This window comes from Malikia sp. (assembly GCF_028687635.1).
Classification (GTDB): Bacteria; Pseudomonadota; Gammaproteobacteria; order Burkholderiales; family Burkholderiaceae_C; genus Malikia.
Genome location: NZ_JAQTZS010000007.1, coordinates 74,209 through 90,479 on the forward strand (window position 1 = coordinate 74,209; position 16,271 = coordinate 90,479).

Here is a 16,271-nt window from a genome sequence, read left to right on the forward strand (position 1 = left end):
AGATACCCCCGATGACGAACGCAACCGCACAAGCCGTGGCGATCGCCCCTGAGGCGCTGCAGCAAACCGTCGCCGAGGCACTCGGCGACAAGGTCGGACAGATCAAGCTCGAACGCGGTGAGGTCACCGTGCAGATCGCGCCTGCCGACTATTTCGAGGCCATGCAGTTGCTGCGCGACGCGCCGGGCTGCCGTTTCGACCAGCTGGTCGATCTGTGCGGCCTCGACTATTCCGCCTACCGCGACGGCGCCTGGGAAGGCCAGCGCTTCGCGGTCGTCGCGCATCTGCTCTCGGTCGAGCTCAACCAGCGCCTGCGGGTGCGGGTGTTCTGTGCCGATGACGATTTCCCCGTCGTCGCGACGCTGTGCCCGCTCTGGTCCGTCGCCAACTGGTACGAGCGCGAGGCGTTCGACCTCTACGGCATCGTGTTCGACGGTCACGAGGACCTGCGTCGCATCCTGACCGACTACGGCTTCATCGGTCACCCCTTCCGCAAGGACTTCCCGGTCACCGGCCATGTCGAGATGCGCTACGACGCCGAGCGCCGTCGCGTCGTCTACGAGCCGGTCTCGATCGAGGCGCGCGAGGTCACGCCGCGCATCATCCGCGAAGACAACTACGGGGGCCTGCACTGAAGGGCTGATGCCCCTTAGGCGAAATCATGGCTGAAATCAAGAACTACACCCTCAACTTCGGTCCGCAGCACCCGGCCGCTCACGGCGTGCTGCGCCTGGTGCTCGAGCTCGACGGCGAGGTGGTGCAACGCGCCGATCCCCATATCGGCCTGCTGCACCGCGCCACCGAGAAGCTGGCCGAGACCAAGACCTTCATCCAGTCGCTGCCCTACATGGACCGGCTGGATTACGTCTCGATGATGTGCAACGAGCACGCCTACTGCCTGGCGATCGAGAAGCTGCTCGGCATCGAGGTGCCGATCCGCGCCCAGTACATCCGCGTGATGTTCAGCGAGATCACCCGCATGCTCAACCACCTGATGTGGCTGGGCTCGCACGGCAACGACTGCGGCAGCTCGACCATCCTGATCTACGCCTTCCGCGAGCGCGAGGATCTGTTCGACATGTACGAGGCGGTCTCGGGCGCGCGCATGCACGCGGCCTATTTCCGTCCGGGTGGCGTCTACCGCGACCTGCCGGACACCATGCCGCAGTACAAGCACAGCAAGATCCGCAATGCGCGTGCCATGGCCGAGATGAACCAGAACCGCCAGGGTTCGCTGCTCGACTTCATCGACGACTTCACCCAGCGCTTCCCCAAGTACCTGGCCGAATACCACACCCTGCTGACCGACAACCGGATCTGGAAGCAGCGCACGGTCGGCATCGGCGTGGTCGAGCCCGAGCGCGCGCTCAACATGGGCCTGACCGGTCCGATGCTGCGCGGCTCCGGCTTTGCCTGGGACCTGCGCAAGAAGCAGCCCTACGACGCCTACGACAAGGTCGAGTTCGACATCCCGGTCGGCAAGACCGGCGACACCTACGACCGCTACCTGGTCCGGATGGAAGAGCTCAAGCAGTCCAACCGCATCATCAAGCAGTGCGTGGACTGGCTGCGCGTCAACCCGGGTCCGGTCATCACCGACAACCACAAGGTGGCGCCGCCCTCGCGCGAGTCGATGAAGTCGAACATGGAGGAGCTGATCCACCATTTCAAGCTCTTCACCGAAGGCTTCCACGTCCCCGAGGGCGAGGCCTATGCGGCCGTCGAGCATCCGAAGGGCGAGTTCGGCATCTACCTGGTCAGCGACGGCGCCAACAAGCCGTATCGACTCAAGATCCGCGCCCCGGGCTTTGCCCACCTGGCCGGTCTCGACGAGATGGCCAGGGGCCACATGCTGGCCGACGCGGTCGCCATCATCGGCACCATGGATATCGTGTTTGGAGAAATTGACCGATGAGCTCCATCAAGCAAGGCGTGCAGGCGCAGTCCTTCTCCGAAGCGACGCTGGCCCGTTTCGCACGCGAAGTGGCCAAGTACCCGGCCGAACAGAAACAGTCGGCCGTGATGGCCATCCTGTCCATCGTCCAGCAGGAACAGGGCTGGCTCAGCCCCGAGGCCGAGCAGGGCATCGCCGACTACCTCGGCATGCCCGCGATGGCCGTGCACGAGGTCACGACCTTCTACAACATGTACAACCAGCATGCGGTGGGCAAGTACAAGCTCAACGTCTGCACCAACCTGCCCTGCGTGCTGCGCGACGGGCAAAAGGCGCTGGCTCACCTGGAGCAGAAGCTGGGCATCCAGATGGGCATGACGACCGCCGACGGCCTGTTCACGCTGCAGCAGTCCGAGTGCCTGGGCGCCTGCGCCGACTCGCCGGTGATGCTGGTCAATGACCGCCACATGTGCAGCTTCATGAGCAATAGCCGGCTCGACCAGCTGATCGATGACCTGCGCGCCGCGGAGGGCAAGGCATGAACGCCAATCAAGTGCTGCAACGGTTCGCCGCCTCCGGCGTCGAGACCTGTTTCCACGACCGCCACATCAACCCGCAGATCTACGCGGGCCTGGACGGCAACAACTGGTCGATCAAGGATTACGAAGCCCGTGGTGGTTACGCCGCGCTGCGCAAGATCCTGGGCCAGGACGGCCAGGCAGGCCTGAGCCAGGACCAGGTCATCGCGACCGTCAAGGAATCCGGCCTGCGCGGCCGCGGCGGCGCGGGTTTCCCGACCGGCCTGAAGTGGAGCTTCATGCCGCGCCAGTTCCCGGGCATCAAGCACCTGGTGTGCAACTCGGACGAGGGCGAGCCGGGTACCTGCAAGGATCGCGAGATCCTGATGCACAACCCGCACATCGTGATCGAGGGCATGATCATCGCGGCCTACGCGATGGGCATCCCGCTGGGCTACAACTATATCCACGGCGAGATCTTCCAGGTCTACGAGCGCTTCGAGGCGGCCCTCGAGGAAGCACGCGCGGCCGGCTACCTGGGTGACAACATCCTGGGCAGCGGCTTCAGCTTCCAGCTGCACGCCGCGCACGGTTTTGGCGCCTACATCTGCGGCGAGGAAACCGCGCTGCTCGAATCGCTCGAAGGCAAGAAGGGCCAGCCGCGCTTCAAGCCGCCGTTCCCGGCCAGCTTCGGCCTCTACGGCAAGCCGACCACCATCAACAACACCGAGACCTTCGCGGCGGTGCCCTGGATCATCCGCAACGGCGGCCTGGCCTACCTCGAGTGCGGCAAGCCCAACAACGGCGGCACCAAGATCTTCTCGGTCAGCGGTGACGTCGAGCGTCCGGGCAACTACGAGATCCCGCTCGGCACCCCGTTTGCCAAGCTGCTCGAGCTCGCCGGTGGCGTGCGCCAGGGCCGCAAGCTCAAGGCGGTGATCCCGGGCGGCTCCTCGTCGCCGGTGCTGCCGGCCGACATCATCATGAACTGCACGATGGACTACGACTCCATCGCCAAGGCCGGCTCGATGCTGGGCTCGGGCGCAGTGATCGTGATCGACGACACGCGCTGCATGGTCAAGTCGCTGCAGCGTCTGTCCTACTTCTACATGCACGAGTCCTGCGGCCAGTGCACGCCTTGCCGCGAAGGCACGGGCTGGCTCTGGCGCATGGTCGACCGCATCGAACGCGGCGAGGGCAAACCCAGCGATCTGGCGCTGCTCGACAACGTGGCCGAGAACATCATGGGGCGCACCATCTGCGCCCTGGGCGACGCAGCGGCGATGCCGGTGCGCGGCATGATCAAACATTTCCGGCACGAGTTCGAGCACCATATCGAACACAAGACCTGCGCGGTCCCGGCATACGTCTGAGGTCTTTGAACCATGGTTGAAATCGAACTCGACGGCAAGAAAGTGCAAGTACCCCCCGGCAGCATGGTCATGCATGCAGCCGAAAAGGTGGGTACCTATATCCCGCACTTCTGCTATCACAAGAAACTCTCCATCGCGGCCAGCTGCCGCATGTGCCTGGTCGACGTCGAAAAGGCGCCCAAGGCCATGCCGGCCTGCGCCACGCCCGTCACCATGGGCATGGTCGTGCGCACCAAGTCCGACAAGGCCATCAAGGCCCAGCAGTCGGTCATGGAGTTCCTGCTGATCAACCACCCGCTGGATTGCCCGATCTGCGACCAGGGCGGTGAATGCCAGCTGCAGGACATCGCGGTCGGCTACGGCGGCGGTGCCTCGCGCTACGAGGAAGAAAAGCGCGTCGTGATGCCGAAGGACGTCGGCCCGCTGGTCTCGATGCAGGAGATGAGCCGCTGCATCCAGTGCACCCGCTGCGTGCGCTTCGGCCAGGAAATCGCCGGCGTGATGGAGCTCGGCATGTCGCATCGCGGCGAGCACGCCGAGATCGAGACCTTCGTCGGCCAGTCCGTCGACTCCGAGCTGTCGGGCAACATGATCGACATCTGCCCGGTCGGCGCGCTGACCAGCAAGCCGTTCCGCTACAACGCCCGCAGCTGGGAGCTGGGCCGGCGCAAGAGCGTCAGCCCGCACGACTCGGCTGGCGCCAACCTGATCGTCCAGGTCAAGAACAACCAGGTCATGCGTGTCGTCCCGTTCGAGAACGAGGATGTCAACGAATGCTGGATCGCCGACCGCGACCGCTTCTCCTACGAGGCGCTCAACGGCGCCGAGCGCCTGACCCAGCCCATGCTCAAGCAGGGCGGTCAGTGGAAGGCCGTCGACTGGCAGACCGCGCTGGAATATGTCGCCAACGGCCTCAAGAGCATCAAGGCCGGGCAGGGCGCCCAGGCCATCGGCCTGCTGGCCAGCCCGCACAGCACGGTCGAGGAGCTCGCCTTGGCTGGTGCCCTGGTGCGCGGCCTGGGCAGTCAGAACATCGACAGCCGCCTGCGCGCCGCCGACTTCGGCAACGCGGCTCAGGACGGCGAAGCCCGCTGGCTGGGCCTGCCGATTGTCGCGCTGAGCGATCTGCAGCGCGTGCTGGTGGTCGGCTCCAACCTGCGCAAGGACCACCCGCTGTTCGCCCAGCGCATCCGCCAGGCCGTCCGCAAGGGTGCCCAGGTCAATGCGCTCAACGCTGCGCTGCAGGACTGGGCCATGCCCGTCGCCCACACCCTGGTGGCCGACGCTGTCCGCTGGACTGAGGCATTGGCAAGCATCGCTGCCGCCGTGGCTGAATTCAAGGGCATTGCCGCTCCGGTCGCCGCCCAGGCTGACGACACCGCCCGCGCCATCGCCGCCTCGTTGCTCGGTGGCGAACGCAAGGCCGTGCTGCTGGGCAACGCCGCCGCGCACCATGGCCAAGCGGCCAGCCTGCTGGCCCTGGCGCAGTGGATCGCCAAGGAAACCGGCGCCTCGTTCGGCTACCTGACCGAGGCCGCCAATACCGTGGGCGCGCAGCTGGTGCGCGCGCTTCCGGGCAAGGACGGCTTGAACGCCGGCCAGATGCTCGCCGGTGGCGTCAAGGCCGCGCTGCTGCTCAACGTCGAACCCGGCGCCGATACCGCCATCGACGGCAAGGCCCTGGCCAAGGCCGAGATGGTCGTGACGCTCAGCCCGTTCAAGACCAACCTCGACATCAGCGACGTGCTGCTGCCGATCGCGCCGTTCAGCGAGACCTCGGGCAGCTTCGTCAACGCCGAAGGCCGCCTGCAGGGTTTCCATGCCGTGGTCAAGCCGCTGGGCGAGACCCGTCCGGCCTGGAAGGTGCTGCGCGTGCTCGGCAACCTGCTCGGCCTGGGCGGCTTCGCCCAGGAGTCATCGCAGGACGCATTGGCCCAGGCGCTGCCTGGTGTCGGCAACGGCGAGCTGGTCCCGGCGGTTCGCCTGTCCAACCGGACCGCGGCGGCCATCGACATCACCGCCGCGACGGCTCAGCCTTGCGTGGCGTCGATTTACCAACTGGACGCGCTGGTGCGTCGCGCCGGTTCCCTGCAACTGACGGCTGACGCCCGTGCTGCCTCGGAGGTGAGCGCATGATCGATGCTCTGTACAACGGCGGCCTGAACCTGGTCGCCGCCCAATGGTGGGTCACGATGGCCTGGCCGGTCCTGTGGATCCTGCTCAAGATCGTCGCGGTGCTGGCACCGCTGATGGGCGCGGTCGCCTACATGACGCTGTGGGAGCGCAAGCTGCTCGGCTTCATGCAGGTCCGCATCGGCCCCAACCGGGTCGGCCCCAAGGGTCTGCTGCAGCCGATCGCCGACGCGGTCAAGCTGCTGTCCAAGGAACTGATCAACCCGACGGCGGCCGCCAAGGGCCTGTTCCGTCTCGGTCCGCTGATGGCCATCATGCCGGCGCTGGCCGCCTGGGCGGTGATCCCCTTCGGTCCCGAAACCGTGCTGTCCAACGTCAACGCCGGTGTGCTGGTCATCCTCGCGATCACCTCGATCGAGGTCTACGGCGTGATCATCGCGGGCTGGGCGTCGAACTCCAAGTACGCCTTCCTGGGCGCGCTGCGCGCCTCGGCCCAGATGGTGAGCTACGAGATCGCGATCGGCTTCTGCTTCCTGATCGTCGTCATGACCGCCGGCAGCCTGAACCTGTCCGAGATCGTCGCCTCGCAATCGCGTGGCTTCGCCGCCGACCTGGGCCTGAGCTTCCTGTCCTGGAACTGGCTGCCGCTGCTGCCGGTGTTCTTCGTCTACCTGATCTCGGGCGTGGCCGAAACCAACCGCCATCCCTTCGACGTGGTCGAGGGCGAGGCCGAGATCGTCGCCGGCCACATGGTCGAGTACTCGGGCATGGGCTTCGCGATCTTCTTCCTGGCCGAATACGCCAGCATGTGGCTGGTCTCGATGCTGGCCGTGCTGATGTTCCTGGGTGGCTGGCTGTCGCCGGTGGCCGCGCTCGACTTCATTCCGGGCTGGATCTGGCTGGGCCTCAAGTCCTTCCTGATCATGTCGGCCTTCATCTGGATTCGCGCGACTTTCCCGCGCTACCGCTACGACCAGATCATGCGTCTGGGTTGGAAGATCTTCATTCCCGTGACCCTGGTCTGGTTGCTGCTGGTCGGCTTCCTGATGCAGTCTTCCTGGAACATCTGGAAGTAATGGGGGCCAAACAAGATGTCTGCTAACACGACGACCACCGCCGTTGCGCCCTTCTCGCTGAAGGACTTTTTCAAGAGCTTCATGCTGGTGGAGCTGTTCAAGGGCATGGCCCTGACCGGCCGCTACACCTTCCGCCGCAAGGTCACGGTGCAGTTCCCCGAAGAGAAGACCCCGCTGTCGCCGCGCTTTCGCGGCCTGCATGCCCAGCGCCGTTACGAGAACGGCGAGGAGCGCTGCATCGCCTGCAAGCTGTGCGAGGCGATCTGCCCCGCGATGGCCATCACCATCGAGGCCGGTCCGCGCCAGGATGACGGCTCGCGCCGCACCACCCGCTACGACATCGACCTGACCAAGTGCATCTTCTGCGGTTTCTGCGAAGAGGCCTGTCCGGTCGACGCCATCGTCGAGACCCAGATCCTGGAGTACCACGGCGAGAAACGCGGCGACCTGTACTTCACCAAGGACATGCTGCTGGCGGTCGGCGACAAGTACGAACCCGAGATCGCTGCGGCCAAGGCAGCGGACGCCAAGTACCGCTGATAAGGATGACCATGGACTTCCAGACCGGATTCTTCTACCTGTTCTCGGCCGTGCTGCTGTTCGCGGCCTTCCGGACCATCACCGCGCGCAGCCCCGTGCACGCGGTGCTCTACCTGATGCTGGCCTTCTCGCAGGCCGCCGCCATCTGGCTGCTGCTCAAGGCCGAGTTCCTCGGCATCACGCTGGTGCTGGTCTACCTGGGCGCCGTCATGGTGCTGTTCCTGTTCGTGGTGATGATGCTCGACATCAACGTCGAGGAGATGCGCCTGGGCTTCTGGCGCCATTTCCCGCTCGCCCTCGTGCTGGGCGGCCTGGTCGGCGCCGAGCTGATCGCCGTGCTGTGGATGGGCTTCCCCGAGATGGTCGTCGCTCCCGATGTCCTGCAGACCGCGATGCACCTGCCCGATCACAACAACACGCGTGAGATCGGCAAGCTGATGTACAGCCAGTACATCTTCCCGGTCGAGATCGCTGCCGTCGTGCTGCTGGTGGCGATGATTGCCGCCATCGGCCTGACCCTGCGCGGGCGCAAGGACAGCAAGGCGATCGATCCCTCGATTCAAGTCAAGGTGCGTGCCGCCGACCGCCTCGAAGTGGTGTCGCTGCCGGTTACCCGTGCCGCCAACCAGGAGCGCCAAGCATGAGCCTGACCCTCGGACATTTCCTTTCGCTCGGCGCGATCCTGTTCGCGCTGTCGGTGACGGGCATCTACCTGAACCGCAAGAACCTGATCGTGCTGCTGATGGCGATCGAGCTGATGCTGCTGGCGGTGAACATGAACTTCGTCGCCTTCGCCCATTACCTGGGCGACCTCAACGGCCAGCTGTTCGTGTTCTTCATCCTGACCGTTGCAGCCGCGGAGTCGGCGATCGGCCTGGCCATCCTGGTGCTGCTGTTCCGCAACAAGTCGTCCATCAACGTGGACGAGCTCAACTCGCTCAAGGGCTAAGGGCTCGAGGGTTCAACGCCAAGTCAAAAAATGAGTACAAGCCTCTCTGCAAGCACCTTGCTGGCGGTGCCCCTGGCCCCGCTGGTCGGCTCCGCGCTGGCCGGCGTCCTCGGCACCCGGTTCGGCGGCAACCTGCTGGGCCGTCGTGCCGCCCACAGCCTGACCATCCTGGGCGTGTTCATCGCCTTCGTCATCTCGGCCCTGACCTTCCAGAGCGTCGTCTTCGAGGGCGCCCGCTTCAACCAGACCCTCTATGAGTGGATGGTGGTCGGCGGCATGAAGATGGAAATCGGCTTCATGATCGACGGTCTGACCGCGATGATGATGTGCGTCGTGACCTTCGTCTCGCTGATGGTCCACCTCTACACCATCGGCTACATGCACGAGGACGAGGGCTACAACCGCTTCTTCTCCTACATCTCGCTGTTCACCTTCAGCATGCTGATGCTCGTCATGAGCAACAACCTGCTGCAGCTGTTCTTCGGCTGGGAAGCCGTCGGCCTGGTGTCCTACCTGCTGATCGGTTTCTGGTTCAACAAGCCGACCGCGATCTTCGCCAACATGAAGGCCTTCCTGGTCAACCGTGTCGGCGACTTCGGCTTCATCCTCGGCATCGGCCTGCTGGCGGCCTACACCGGCTCGCTCAACTACACCGAGATCTTCGCCAAGGCGCCCGAGCTGGCCGCGATCGAGTTCCCCTGGTACATCATGGGACAGGACGCGATGCTGGTGACCGTGATCGGCATCTGCCTGTTCATCGGCGCGATGGGCAAGTCGGCGCAGTTCCCGCTGCATGTCTGGCTGCCGGACTCGATGGAAGGCCCGACCCCGATCTCGGCGCTGATCCACGCCGCCACCATGGTGACGGCCGGCATCTTCATGGTCTCGCGCATGTCGCCGATCTATGAGCTGTCGGACACCGCGCTGAACTTCATCCTAGTGATCGGCTCCATCACCGCGCTGTTCATGGGCTTCCTGGGCATCATCCAGAACGACATCAAGCGCGTGATCGCCTACTCGACCCTGTCGCAGCTGGGCTACATGACGGTGGCGCTGGGCGCCTCGGCCTACTCGGTCGCCGTGTTCCACCTGATGACGCACGCCTTCTTCAAGGCGCTGCTGTTCCTCGGTGCCGGCTCGGTCATCATGGGCCTGCATCACAACCAGGACATCCGCTGGATGGGCAATGTACGCAAGTACATGCCGATCACCTGGATCACCTTCGTGCTCGGCACCCTGGCGCTGATCGGCACCCCGTTCTTCTCGGGTTTCTACTCGAAGGACAGCATCATCGAGGCGGTGCATTTCAGCCACCTGCCGGCGGCCGGTTTCGCCCATTTCGCGGTGCTCGCGGGCGTGTTCGTGACCTCGTTCTACTCGTTCCGCCTCTACTTCCTGGTCTTCCACGGCCAGGAGCGCTACGACCAGAACCCCGATGCGCACCACGGCCACCACGATGACCATCATGACGACCACGCGGCGCATGACGACCATGGCCACCATGGCGGCGGCAAGCCGCACGAGTCGCCCTGGGTCGTGACCCTGCCGCTGGTGCTGCTGGCGATCCCCTCGGTGCTGATCGGTTACTTCACGATCGAGCCCATGCTCTATGGCGACTTCCTGAAGGATGCCATCACGATCAACCTGCACGCCCACCCCGCGCTGGAAATGCTGGCCGAGGAATTCCACGGTCCGCTCGCGATGGCCGAGCACGCGCTGACCACGGCGCCGTTCTGGCTCGCCCTGGCCGGTGCCGTCTCGGCCTGGTACATGTACCTGATCAACCCGGCCGTGCCGGCCTTCTTCGCCCGCGCCCTGCGTCCGCTGATCGTGATCATGGAGAACAAGTACTTCATGGACTGGATCAACGAGAACATCCTGGCCAAGGCGGCGCGCGGCCTGGGTCTGGGTCTCTGGAAGGGTGGCGACCGCGGCATCATCGAAGGCGCCGTCGTCAACCTGAGCTGGAAGCTCGTCGGCATGGTCTCTGGCCTGGTGCGTCGCTTCCAGACCGGCTATCTGTACACCTACGCGTTCTGGATGATCGCAGGCGTGCTGGCCTTCATGATTTATTTCGTGCAGCCCGCCAAATAAGGAGAAGAACAAGATGGGTTTGTTGAGCTTTGCGATCTGGACGCCAGTCCTGTTTGGTGTCCTGCTGCTCGCCATGGGTGGCGACAAGCGTGAAGCGGGCGCGGTGCGCTGGCTTGCGCTGCTCGGTTCCGTCGCCGGCCTGGCCGTGACGGTGCCGCTCTACACCGGCTTCGAGGTCGGTTCCGCGGCGATGCAGTTCGCCGAGCGGGTCCTCTGGATTCCCGCCTTCAACGTGCATTACCACCTCGCCATCGACGGCATCTCGCTGTGGCTGGTGCTGCTGACCGCCTTCATCAACGTGATCGTGGTGCTGGCCGGCTGGGAAGTGATCCAGGAGCGCGTGAACCAGTACATGGGCGCCTTCCTGATCCTGTCGGGTCTGATGATCGGCGTCTTCGCCGCTCAGGACGCGATGCTGTTCTACGTCTTCTTCGAAGCCACGCTGATCCCGATGTACCTGATCATCGGCGTCTGGGGCGGCCCGAACAAGATCTATGCCGCGTTCAAGTTCTTCCTCTACACCCTGCTCGGCTCGCTGCTGATGCTGGTGGCGCTGATCTACCTGTTCAACGTCTCGGGTGGCAGCTTCGACCTGCAGACCTGGTACCAGCTGCCGCTGGCCGCCAAGCCGCAGACCCTGCTGTTCTTCGCCTTCTTCGCGGCCTTCGCCGTCAAGATCCCGATGTGGCCTGTCCACACCTGGCTGCCCGACGTCCACGTCGAGGCGCCGACCGGGGGCTCCGCCGTGCTGGCCGCCATCATGCTCAAGCTGGGCGCCTACGGCTTCCTGCGCTTCTCGCTGCCGATCACGCCCGACGCCGCCCACGAGTGGTCCGGTCTGATGGTGGGCCTGTCGCTGGTCGCCGTGGTCTATGTCGGCCTGGTCGCGATGGTGCAGCAGGACATGAAGAAGCTGGTGGCCTATTCGTCGGTCGCGCACATGGGCTTTGTCTCGCTGGGCTTCTTCCTGTTCAACGATCTGGGCGTCTCGGGCGCCATCGTGCAGATGATCGCGCACGGCTTCGTCTCGGCCGCGATGTTCCTGGGCATCGGCGTGCTGTATGACCGTGTCCACTCGCGCGAGATCGCTTCCTACGGCGGCGTGGTCAACACCATGCCCAAGTTCGCCGCCTTCGCGCTGCTGTTCACGATGGCCAACTGCGGCCTGCCGGGCACCGCCGGTTTCGTTGGCGAGTGGATGGTGATCCTGGGCGCCGTCAAGGCCAACTTCTGGGTCGGCACGATTGCCGCCAGCGCGCTGATCTTCGGCGCCGGCTATTCGCTCTGGATGTTCAAGCGCGTCTACCTGGGTCCGGTCGCCAATGACGACGTCAAGGCGTTGCATGACATCAACGGCCGCGAATTCCTGGTCATGGCCCTGCTGGCTGTGATGGTGCTCTACATGGGTATTCATCCCAAGCCCTTCACCGACGTGATGGACGCTTCGGTCGCCGAGCTGCTCAAGCATGTCGCCGTCTCCAAGCTGCCCTGAGGCCCGACCCTCTCAACGTATCGAAAGAGCACCACAATGATAGAGAGTACCCACTGGGCGGCGGTTGCGCCGGAGCTGCTGCTCCTGAGCATGACCGGCCTGATCGCCCTGTTCGATCTGGCGGTCAAGACCCCGCTGCGCGGCGCGACCTACCGTCTGTCGATGCTGACGCTGGTGGTGGTGGCGGCCCTGCATTTCGTGCAGGCCGGCGCCGCCGAGACCGTCTACGCCTTCAACGACATGATCGTGGTCGACGCCATGTCGTCCCTGCTCAAGGGCTTCGCCACCCTGGCCGTGATGGTGACGCTGGTCTACAGCCGTCCCTACGCCGGCGCGCGCGACATGCTGCGCGGCGGCGAGCTGTTCACGCTGTCGCTGTACGCGCTGCTGGGCATGTTCGTGATGATCTCGGGCCATCATTTCCTGACGCTCTATCTGGGTCTGGAACTGCTGACGCTGCCGGGCTACGCCCTGGTCGCGCTGCGCCGCGACGAGCTGCGCTCGACCGAAGCCGCCATGAAGTATTTCGTGCTCGGCTCGCTGGCCAGCGGCTTCCTGCTCTACGGCCTGTCGCTGGTCTACGGCGCCACGGGTTCGCTCGACCTCGCCGGCGTGCAGCAGGCCATCTCCACCGGCTTGCTGGACAAGAACGTGCTGATGCTGGGCCTGGTCTTCGTCGTCGCCGGTCTGGCCTTCAAGCTCGGCGCCGTGCCCTTCCACATGTGGGTGCCCGACGTCTACCACGGCGCTCCCACCGCGATCACCCTGATGATCGGTGGCGCGCCCAAGCTGGCGGCGTTCGCGATCGTGATGCGCCTGCTGGTCGAGGGCATGCTGCCCCTGGTCTGGCATTGGCAGCAGATGCTGATGGTGCTGGCCGTGGCCTCGCTGCTGGTCGGCAACCTGGCCGCCGTCGCGCAAACCAACCTCAAGCGCATGCTGGCCTTCTCGACCATCGCGCAGATGGGCTTCGTGCTGCTGGCCTTCGCGTCCGGCGTCGTGGGCCAGGACGGCAACAACATGAACGCCGCCTACAGCTCGGCCATGTTCTACGTCATCACCTATGTGCTGACCACGCTGGCCGCCTTCGGCGTGATCCTGCTGCTGGCGCGCGAGGGCTTCGAGTCCGAGGAACTCTCGGACCTGGCCGGCCTGAACCAGCGCAGCCCGCTGTATGCCGGCATCATGACGGTCTGCATGTTCTCGCTGGCAGGCGTCCCGCCGCTGGTCGGCTTCATGTCCAAGTTCTCGGTGCTGCAGTCCCTGCTCAACGCGGGTGGCGGTGTCTACCTCGGCCTGACCGTGTTCGCGGTGATGATGTCGCTGATAGGCGCCTTCTACTACCTGCGCGTGGTCAAGGTCATGTACTTCGACGTACCGACGCAAACGGCGGCGATCGACGCGCCCTCCGACGTGCGCCTCGTGCTCACGCTCAACGGCGCGCTGGTGCTGGGCCTGGGCCTGATGCCGGGCGGCCTGATGACGCTGTGCGACCAGGCCATCCTGGCGCTGTGGCACTGACGGGCGTCAGGGCATGAACCAGACGGCCTCGGTCTGGCTGGTGCTGGTGGCTGCCTTGGCAGCCGCCAACCTGCCTTTTCTGAGCGAGCGCTTCCTGGGTCTGTTGCGCCTGCGCTGCGCCACCAAGGGCCTCGCGCTGCGTCTGCTGGAGCTGTTGCTGCTCTACCTGCTGGTTGGCGGCCTGGGCCTGGCCTTGGAGCAGGGTCTGGGTCAGATCTATCCCCAGGGCTGGGAGTTCTATGCCATCACGGCCACCCTGTTCCTGACGTTGGCCTTCCCGGGCTTCGTCTGGCGCTACCTGGTGCGCCATTGACGGGCCTTGTCCCTCCAAGCCTTTCCCACACGCAGCCCCTTCACGGGGCTTTGTCGTTTCCGACGCCATATTCCTGAACCGCCATGAATCATCCCCTGCTGCCCGAACTGCAACCGGCCCATCTGCGCGAAGAACGGATCGACAGCGCCACCGTCTACCAGGGCCATTTCCTGCATGTCATGCGCGACAGCGTGCAACTGCCCGACGGCCGCCAGGCGGTGCGCGAGTACATCAGGCACCCGGGCGCGGTGATGGTCATCCCGATGCTCGACGACGGCCGGGTCGTGGTCGAGCGCCAGTATCGCTACCCGCTGCAGCGCGCGCTGATCGAGTTTCCCGCTGGCAAGCTCGACCCCGGCGAGGCGCCCCTGGTCTGCGCCCAGCGCGAACTGCGCGAGGAGACCGGCTATGTCGCGCGCGAGTGGGCGAGGGCCGGGGTGCTGCACCCCGTGCTGGCCTACGCCGATGAATTCATCGAAATCTGGTTTGCGCGCGGCCTGAGCCTGGGGGAGCGCGCGCTCGATCAAGGCGAGTTCCTCGATGTGCTCGCGGCCACGCCCGAGGAACTGCTGGTGGCCTGCCGCGACGGCGTGGTCACCGACAGCAAGACGCTGACCGGACTGCTCTGGCTGCAGAACGTGCTGTCCGGCGCCTGGTCGCTGGACTGGCAGCCCGTGATCGAGCATCCTTGAGTGCTTCGTCCCCGTCACCTCCCGCCATGCTCGACCCCAGGACCGCTCCGCTGATCGGCACCGACCGACATCTGCCCCCCGTGCCGCCGCAGCGCCTCAGCGGCCCCGCGCTGCGCCAACGCTTTGCCTCGAACCCGGCCTGGCAGCCCGAGCTCGCGCGCGATTCACGCAACTTCGTGGATCGACCCGTGCGCCACGCGGCGGTGCTGGTGCCGATCGTGTTGCGCGATGCGCCTACCGTGCTGCTGACGCGGCGTACCGACCAGCTGTCCAGCCATTCAGGGCAGGTGGCCTTTCCCGGCGGCAAGGTCGACGACGATGACGACGACGCGGTCGCCGCCGCGCTGCGCGAGGCCGAGGAGGAGGTCGGTCTTGAGCCGCGCTGGGTCGAGGTGATCGGCGCCTTGCCCGACTACTTGACGGGTAGCGCCTACCGCATCACGCCCGTCGTCGGCCTGGTGCATCCGGCGGCGGCATTCAGGCTCAACCCGCATGAGGTGGCCGACCTGTTCGAGGTGCCGCTGACCTTCCTGATGGATCCCGCCCATCACCAGCGCCATGTGGCGCACTGGCAGGGGCAGCGGCATGAATGGTTCGCCATGCCCTACGACGATGCGGGCACCGAGCGCTTCATCTGGGGGGCGACGGCGGCGCTGCTGCGCAATCTGTACCGGTTTCTGTCGGCCTGAGGCCGGCTGCGCGCGGGTGCCGGCGCCGGTATCATCGCGGCATGAGTTTCTTCGCCATCTTTCTTGCCCTGTTGCTCGAACAGGCCCGGCCGCTGGGCCGGGATAACCCGGTTCATCGCGCGGCGACGGCCTGGCGGCGCTGGGTCAGGCGCAGTCTGGACGCCGGCCAGACTCCGCACGGCTGGATGGCCTGGAGCGCGGCCGCGCTGGTGCCGGCCTTGCTCGCCGCGCTGGTCCACTGGCTGCTGTTGCCCTTCAGCGACCTGCTGGTGTTCGCCTGGACCGTGGGCGTGCTCTACCTGACCCTGGGGTTCAGGCAGTTCAGCCACCATTTCACCGCGATCCGCGACGCGCTCGAAGCCGGCGACGAGGCCGCCGCGCGCGCCGAACTGGCCGAGTGGCAGCAGGTCGAGGTCGGCGAGTTGCCACGCCAGGAGCTGCTGCGCCATGTGATCGAGTATTCGACGCTGGCGGCGCACCGCCATGTCTTTGGCGTGCTGCTGGCTTATTCCGTGCTGGCTGCCCTGGGCCTGGGTCCTGCCGGCGCCGTGCTCTACCGCATGGCCGAGTCGCTGGCGCGCCGCTGGCGGCCCAGGCTGGAGGACGCTCCCAGCAGCGCCGCGCAGCAGGCCGCCGCGCAGGCCTGGCTCTGGATCGACCATGTACCGGCGCGCGCGACCGCGCTGGCCTTCGCGGTGGTCGGCAATTTCGAGGAATCGATCGCCGCCTGGCGCTCGGACGCGACGCGCCAGGCCAAACCCAATGACGGCATCGTGCTGGCCGCCACCGCTGGCGCGATCAATGTCAGGCTGGGCGGGCTGGGACTGGGTCCGGCCGAGCCGGGCGCGCCCGGGACAGCCGGCGGCTGGGCCGAGGGCCGGGAACCGCAGAACGCGCATCTGACCAGTCTGGTCGGCCTGGTCTGGCGCTCGGTCGTGCTCTGGCTGCTGCTGCTGTTGCTGACCATGCTCGCGCGCAGCGTCTGAG

16 protein-coding genes are annotated in these 16,271 nt (G+C 65.6%); all 16 read left to right on the top strand.

Features of this window, described 5'->3' with window-relative positions; translation table 11 throughout:
• Positions 1-11 precede the first annotated feature (11 nt).
• The 16 genes from PHR85_RS06795 (at position 12) to PHR85_RS06870 (ending at position 16,270) form a co-directional block, all read left to right on the top strand.
• A complete protein-coding gene (locus PHR85_RS06795; RefSeq protein ID WP_300052153.1) occupies positions 12-635 on the top strand; it encodes an NADH-quinone oxidoreductase subunit C in 624 nt (207 codons plus the stop codon).
• Positions 636-661: 26 nt separating this feature from the next.
• A complete protein-coding gene (locus PHR85_RS06800; protein WP_300052156.1) occupies positions 662-1,915 on the top strand; it encodes an NADH-quinone oxidoreductase subunit D in 1,254 nt (417 codons plus the stop codon).
• On the top strand, positions 1,912-2,436 hold the full coding sequence (nuoE, locus tag PHR85_RS06805) for an NADH-quinone oxidoreductase subunit NuoE (protein WP_300052158.1): 525 nt from the start codon (positions 1,912-1,914) through the stop codon (positions 2,434-2,436). The genes PHR85_RS06800 and nuoE overlap by 4 nt, the downstream gene beginning before the upstream one ends.
• Entirely contained in the window at positions 2,433-3,785 is a 1,353-nt protein-coding gene (nuoF, locus tag PHR85_RS06810; protein ID WP_300052161.1) for an NADH-quinone oxidoreductase subunit NuoF, read from the top strand. Before nuoE ends, nuoF begins: the two co-directional genes overlap by 4 nt.
• Positions 3,786-3,797: 12 nt before the next feature.
• On the top strand, positions 3,798-5,921 hold the full coding sequence (gene nuoG, locus PHR85_RS06815; protein ID WP_300052164.1) for an NADH-quinone oxidoreductase subunit NuoG: 2,124 nt from the start codon (positions 3,798-3,800) through the stop codon (positions 5,919-5,921).
• A complete protein-coding gene (gene nuoH / locus PHR85_RS06820; protein WP_300052167.1) occupies positions 5,918-6,994 on the top strand; it encodes an NADH-quinone oxidoreductase subunit NuoH in 1,077 nt (358 codons plus the stop codon). The genes nuoG and nuoH overlap by 4 nt, the downstream gene beginning before the upstream one ends.
• 15 nt (positions 6,995-7,009) lie before the next feature.
• Positions 7,010-7,534 carry an NADH-quinone oxidoreductase subunit NuoI gene (nuoI, locus tag PHR85_RS06825; protein WP_300052169.1) on the top strand — a complete coding sequence of 175 codons (525 nt, stop codon included), beginning with the start codon at positions 7,010-7,012 and terminating at the stop codon, positions 7,532-7,534.
• Positions 7,535-7,545: 11 nt separating this feature from the next.
• Complete coding sequence (locus tag PHR85_RS06830; protein WP_300052172.1) at positions 7,546-8,178, top strand: NADH-quinone oxidoreductase subunit J; 633 nt, start codon at positions 7,546-7,548, stop codon at positions 8,176-8,178.
• On the top strand, positions 8,175-8,483 hold the full coding sequence (gene nuoK / locus PHR85_RS06835; RefSeq protein WP_300052175.1) for an NADH-quinone oxidoreductase subunit NuoK: 309 nt from the start codon (positions 8,175-8,177) through the stop codon (positions 8,481-8,483). The genes PHR85_RS06830 and nuoK overlap by 4 nt, the downstream gene beginning before the upstream one ends.
• A 30-nt stretch (positions 8,484-8,513) precedes the next feature.
• Complete coding sequence (gene nuoL / locus PHR85_RS06840; RefSeq protein WP_300052177.1) at positions 8,514-10,577, top strand: NADH-quinone oxidoreductase subunit L; 2,064 nt, start codon at positions 8,514-8,516, stop codon at positions 10,575-10,577.
• A gap of 13 nt (positions 10,578-10,590) precedes the next feature.
• The gene (locus tag PHR85_RS06845) at positions 10,591-12,069 is read left to right on the top strand and encodes an NADH-quinone oxidoreductase subunit M (protein ID WP_300052180.1); all 1,479 of its coding nucleotides are present in this window, start codon (positions 10,591-10,593) and stop codon (positions 12,067-12,069) included.
• Positions 12,070-12,105: 36 nt separating this feature from the next.
• Positions 12,106-13,590 carry an NADH-quinone oxidoreductase subunit NuoN gene (gene nuoN / locus PHR85_RS06850; protein ID WP_300052182.1) on the top strand — a complete coding sequence of 495 codons (1,485 nt, stop codon included), beginning with the start codon at positions 12,106-12,108 and terminating at the stop codon, positions 13,588-13,590.
• 13 nt (positions 13,591-13,603) lie between these two features.
• Entirely contained in the window at positions 13,604-13,903 is a 300-nt protein-coding gene (locus PHR85_RS06855; protein ID WP_300052185.1) for a DUF2818 family protein, read from the top strand.
• An 83-nt stretch (positions 13,904-13,986) separates the two neighbouring features.
• Positions 13,987-14,595 (top strand): NUDIX domain-containing protein, encoded by a 609-nt coding sequence (locus tag PHR85_RS06860; protein WP_300052188.1) that lies wholly within the window; start codon positions 13,987-13,989, stop codon positions 14,593-14,595.
• A gap of 26 nt (positions 14,596-14,621) precedes the next feature.
• Entirely contained in the window at positions 14,622-15,284 is a 663-nt protein-coding gene (locus tag PHR85_RS06865; protein WP_300052248.1) for a CoA pyrophosphatase, read from the top strand.
• A gap of 41 nt (positions 15,285-15,325) precedes the next feature.
• The gene (locus PHR85_RS06870; protein ID WP_300052191.1) at positions 15,326-16,270 is read left to right on the top strand and encodes a CobD/CbiB family protein; all 945 of its coding nucleotides are present in this window, start codon (positions 15,326-15,328) and stop codon (positions 16,268-16,270) included.
• Position 16,271: the final 1 nt, after the last annotated feature.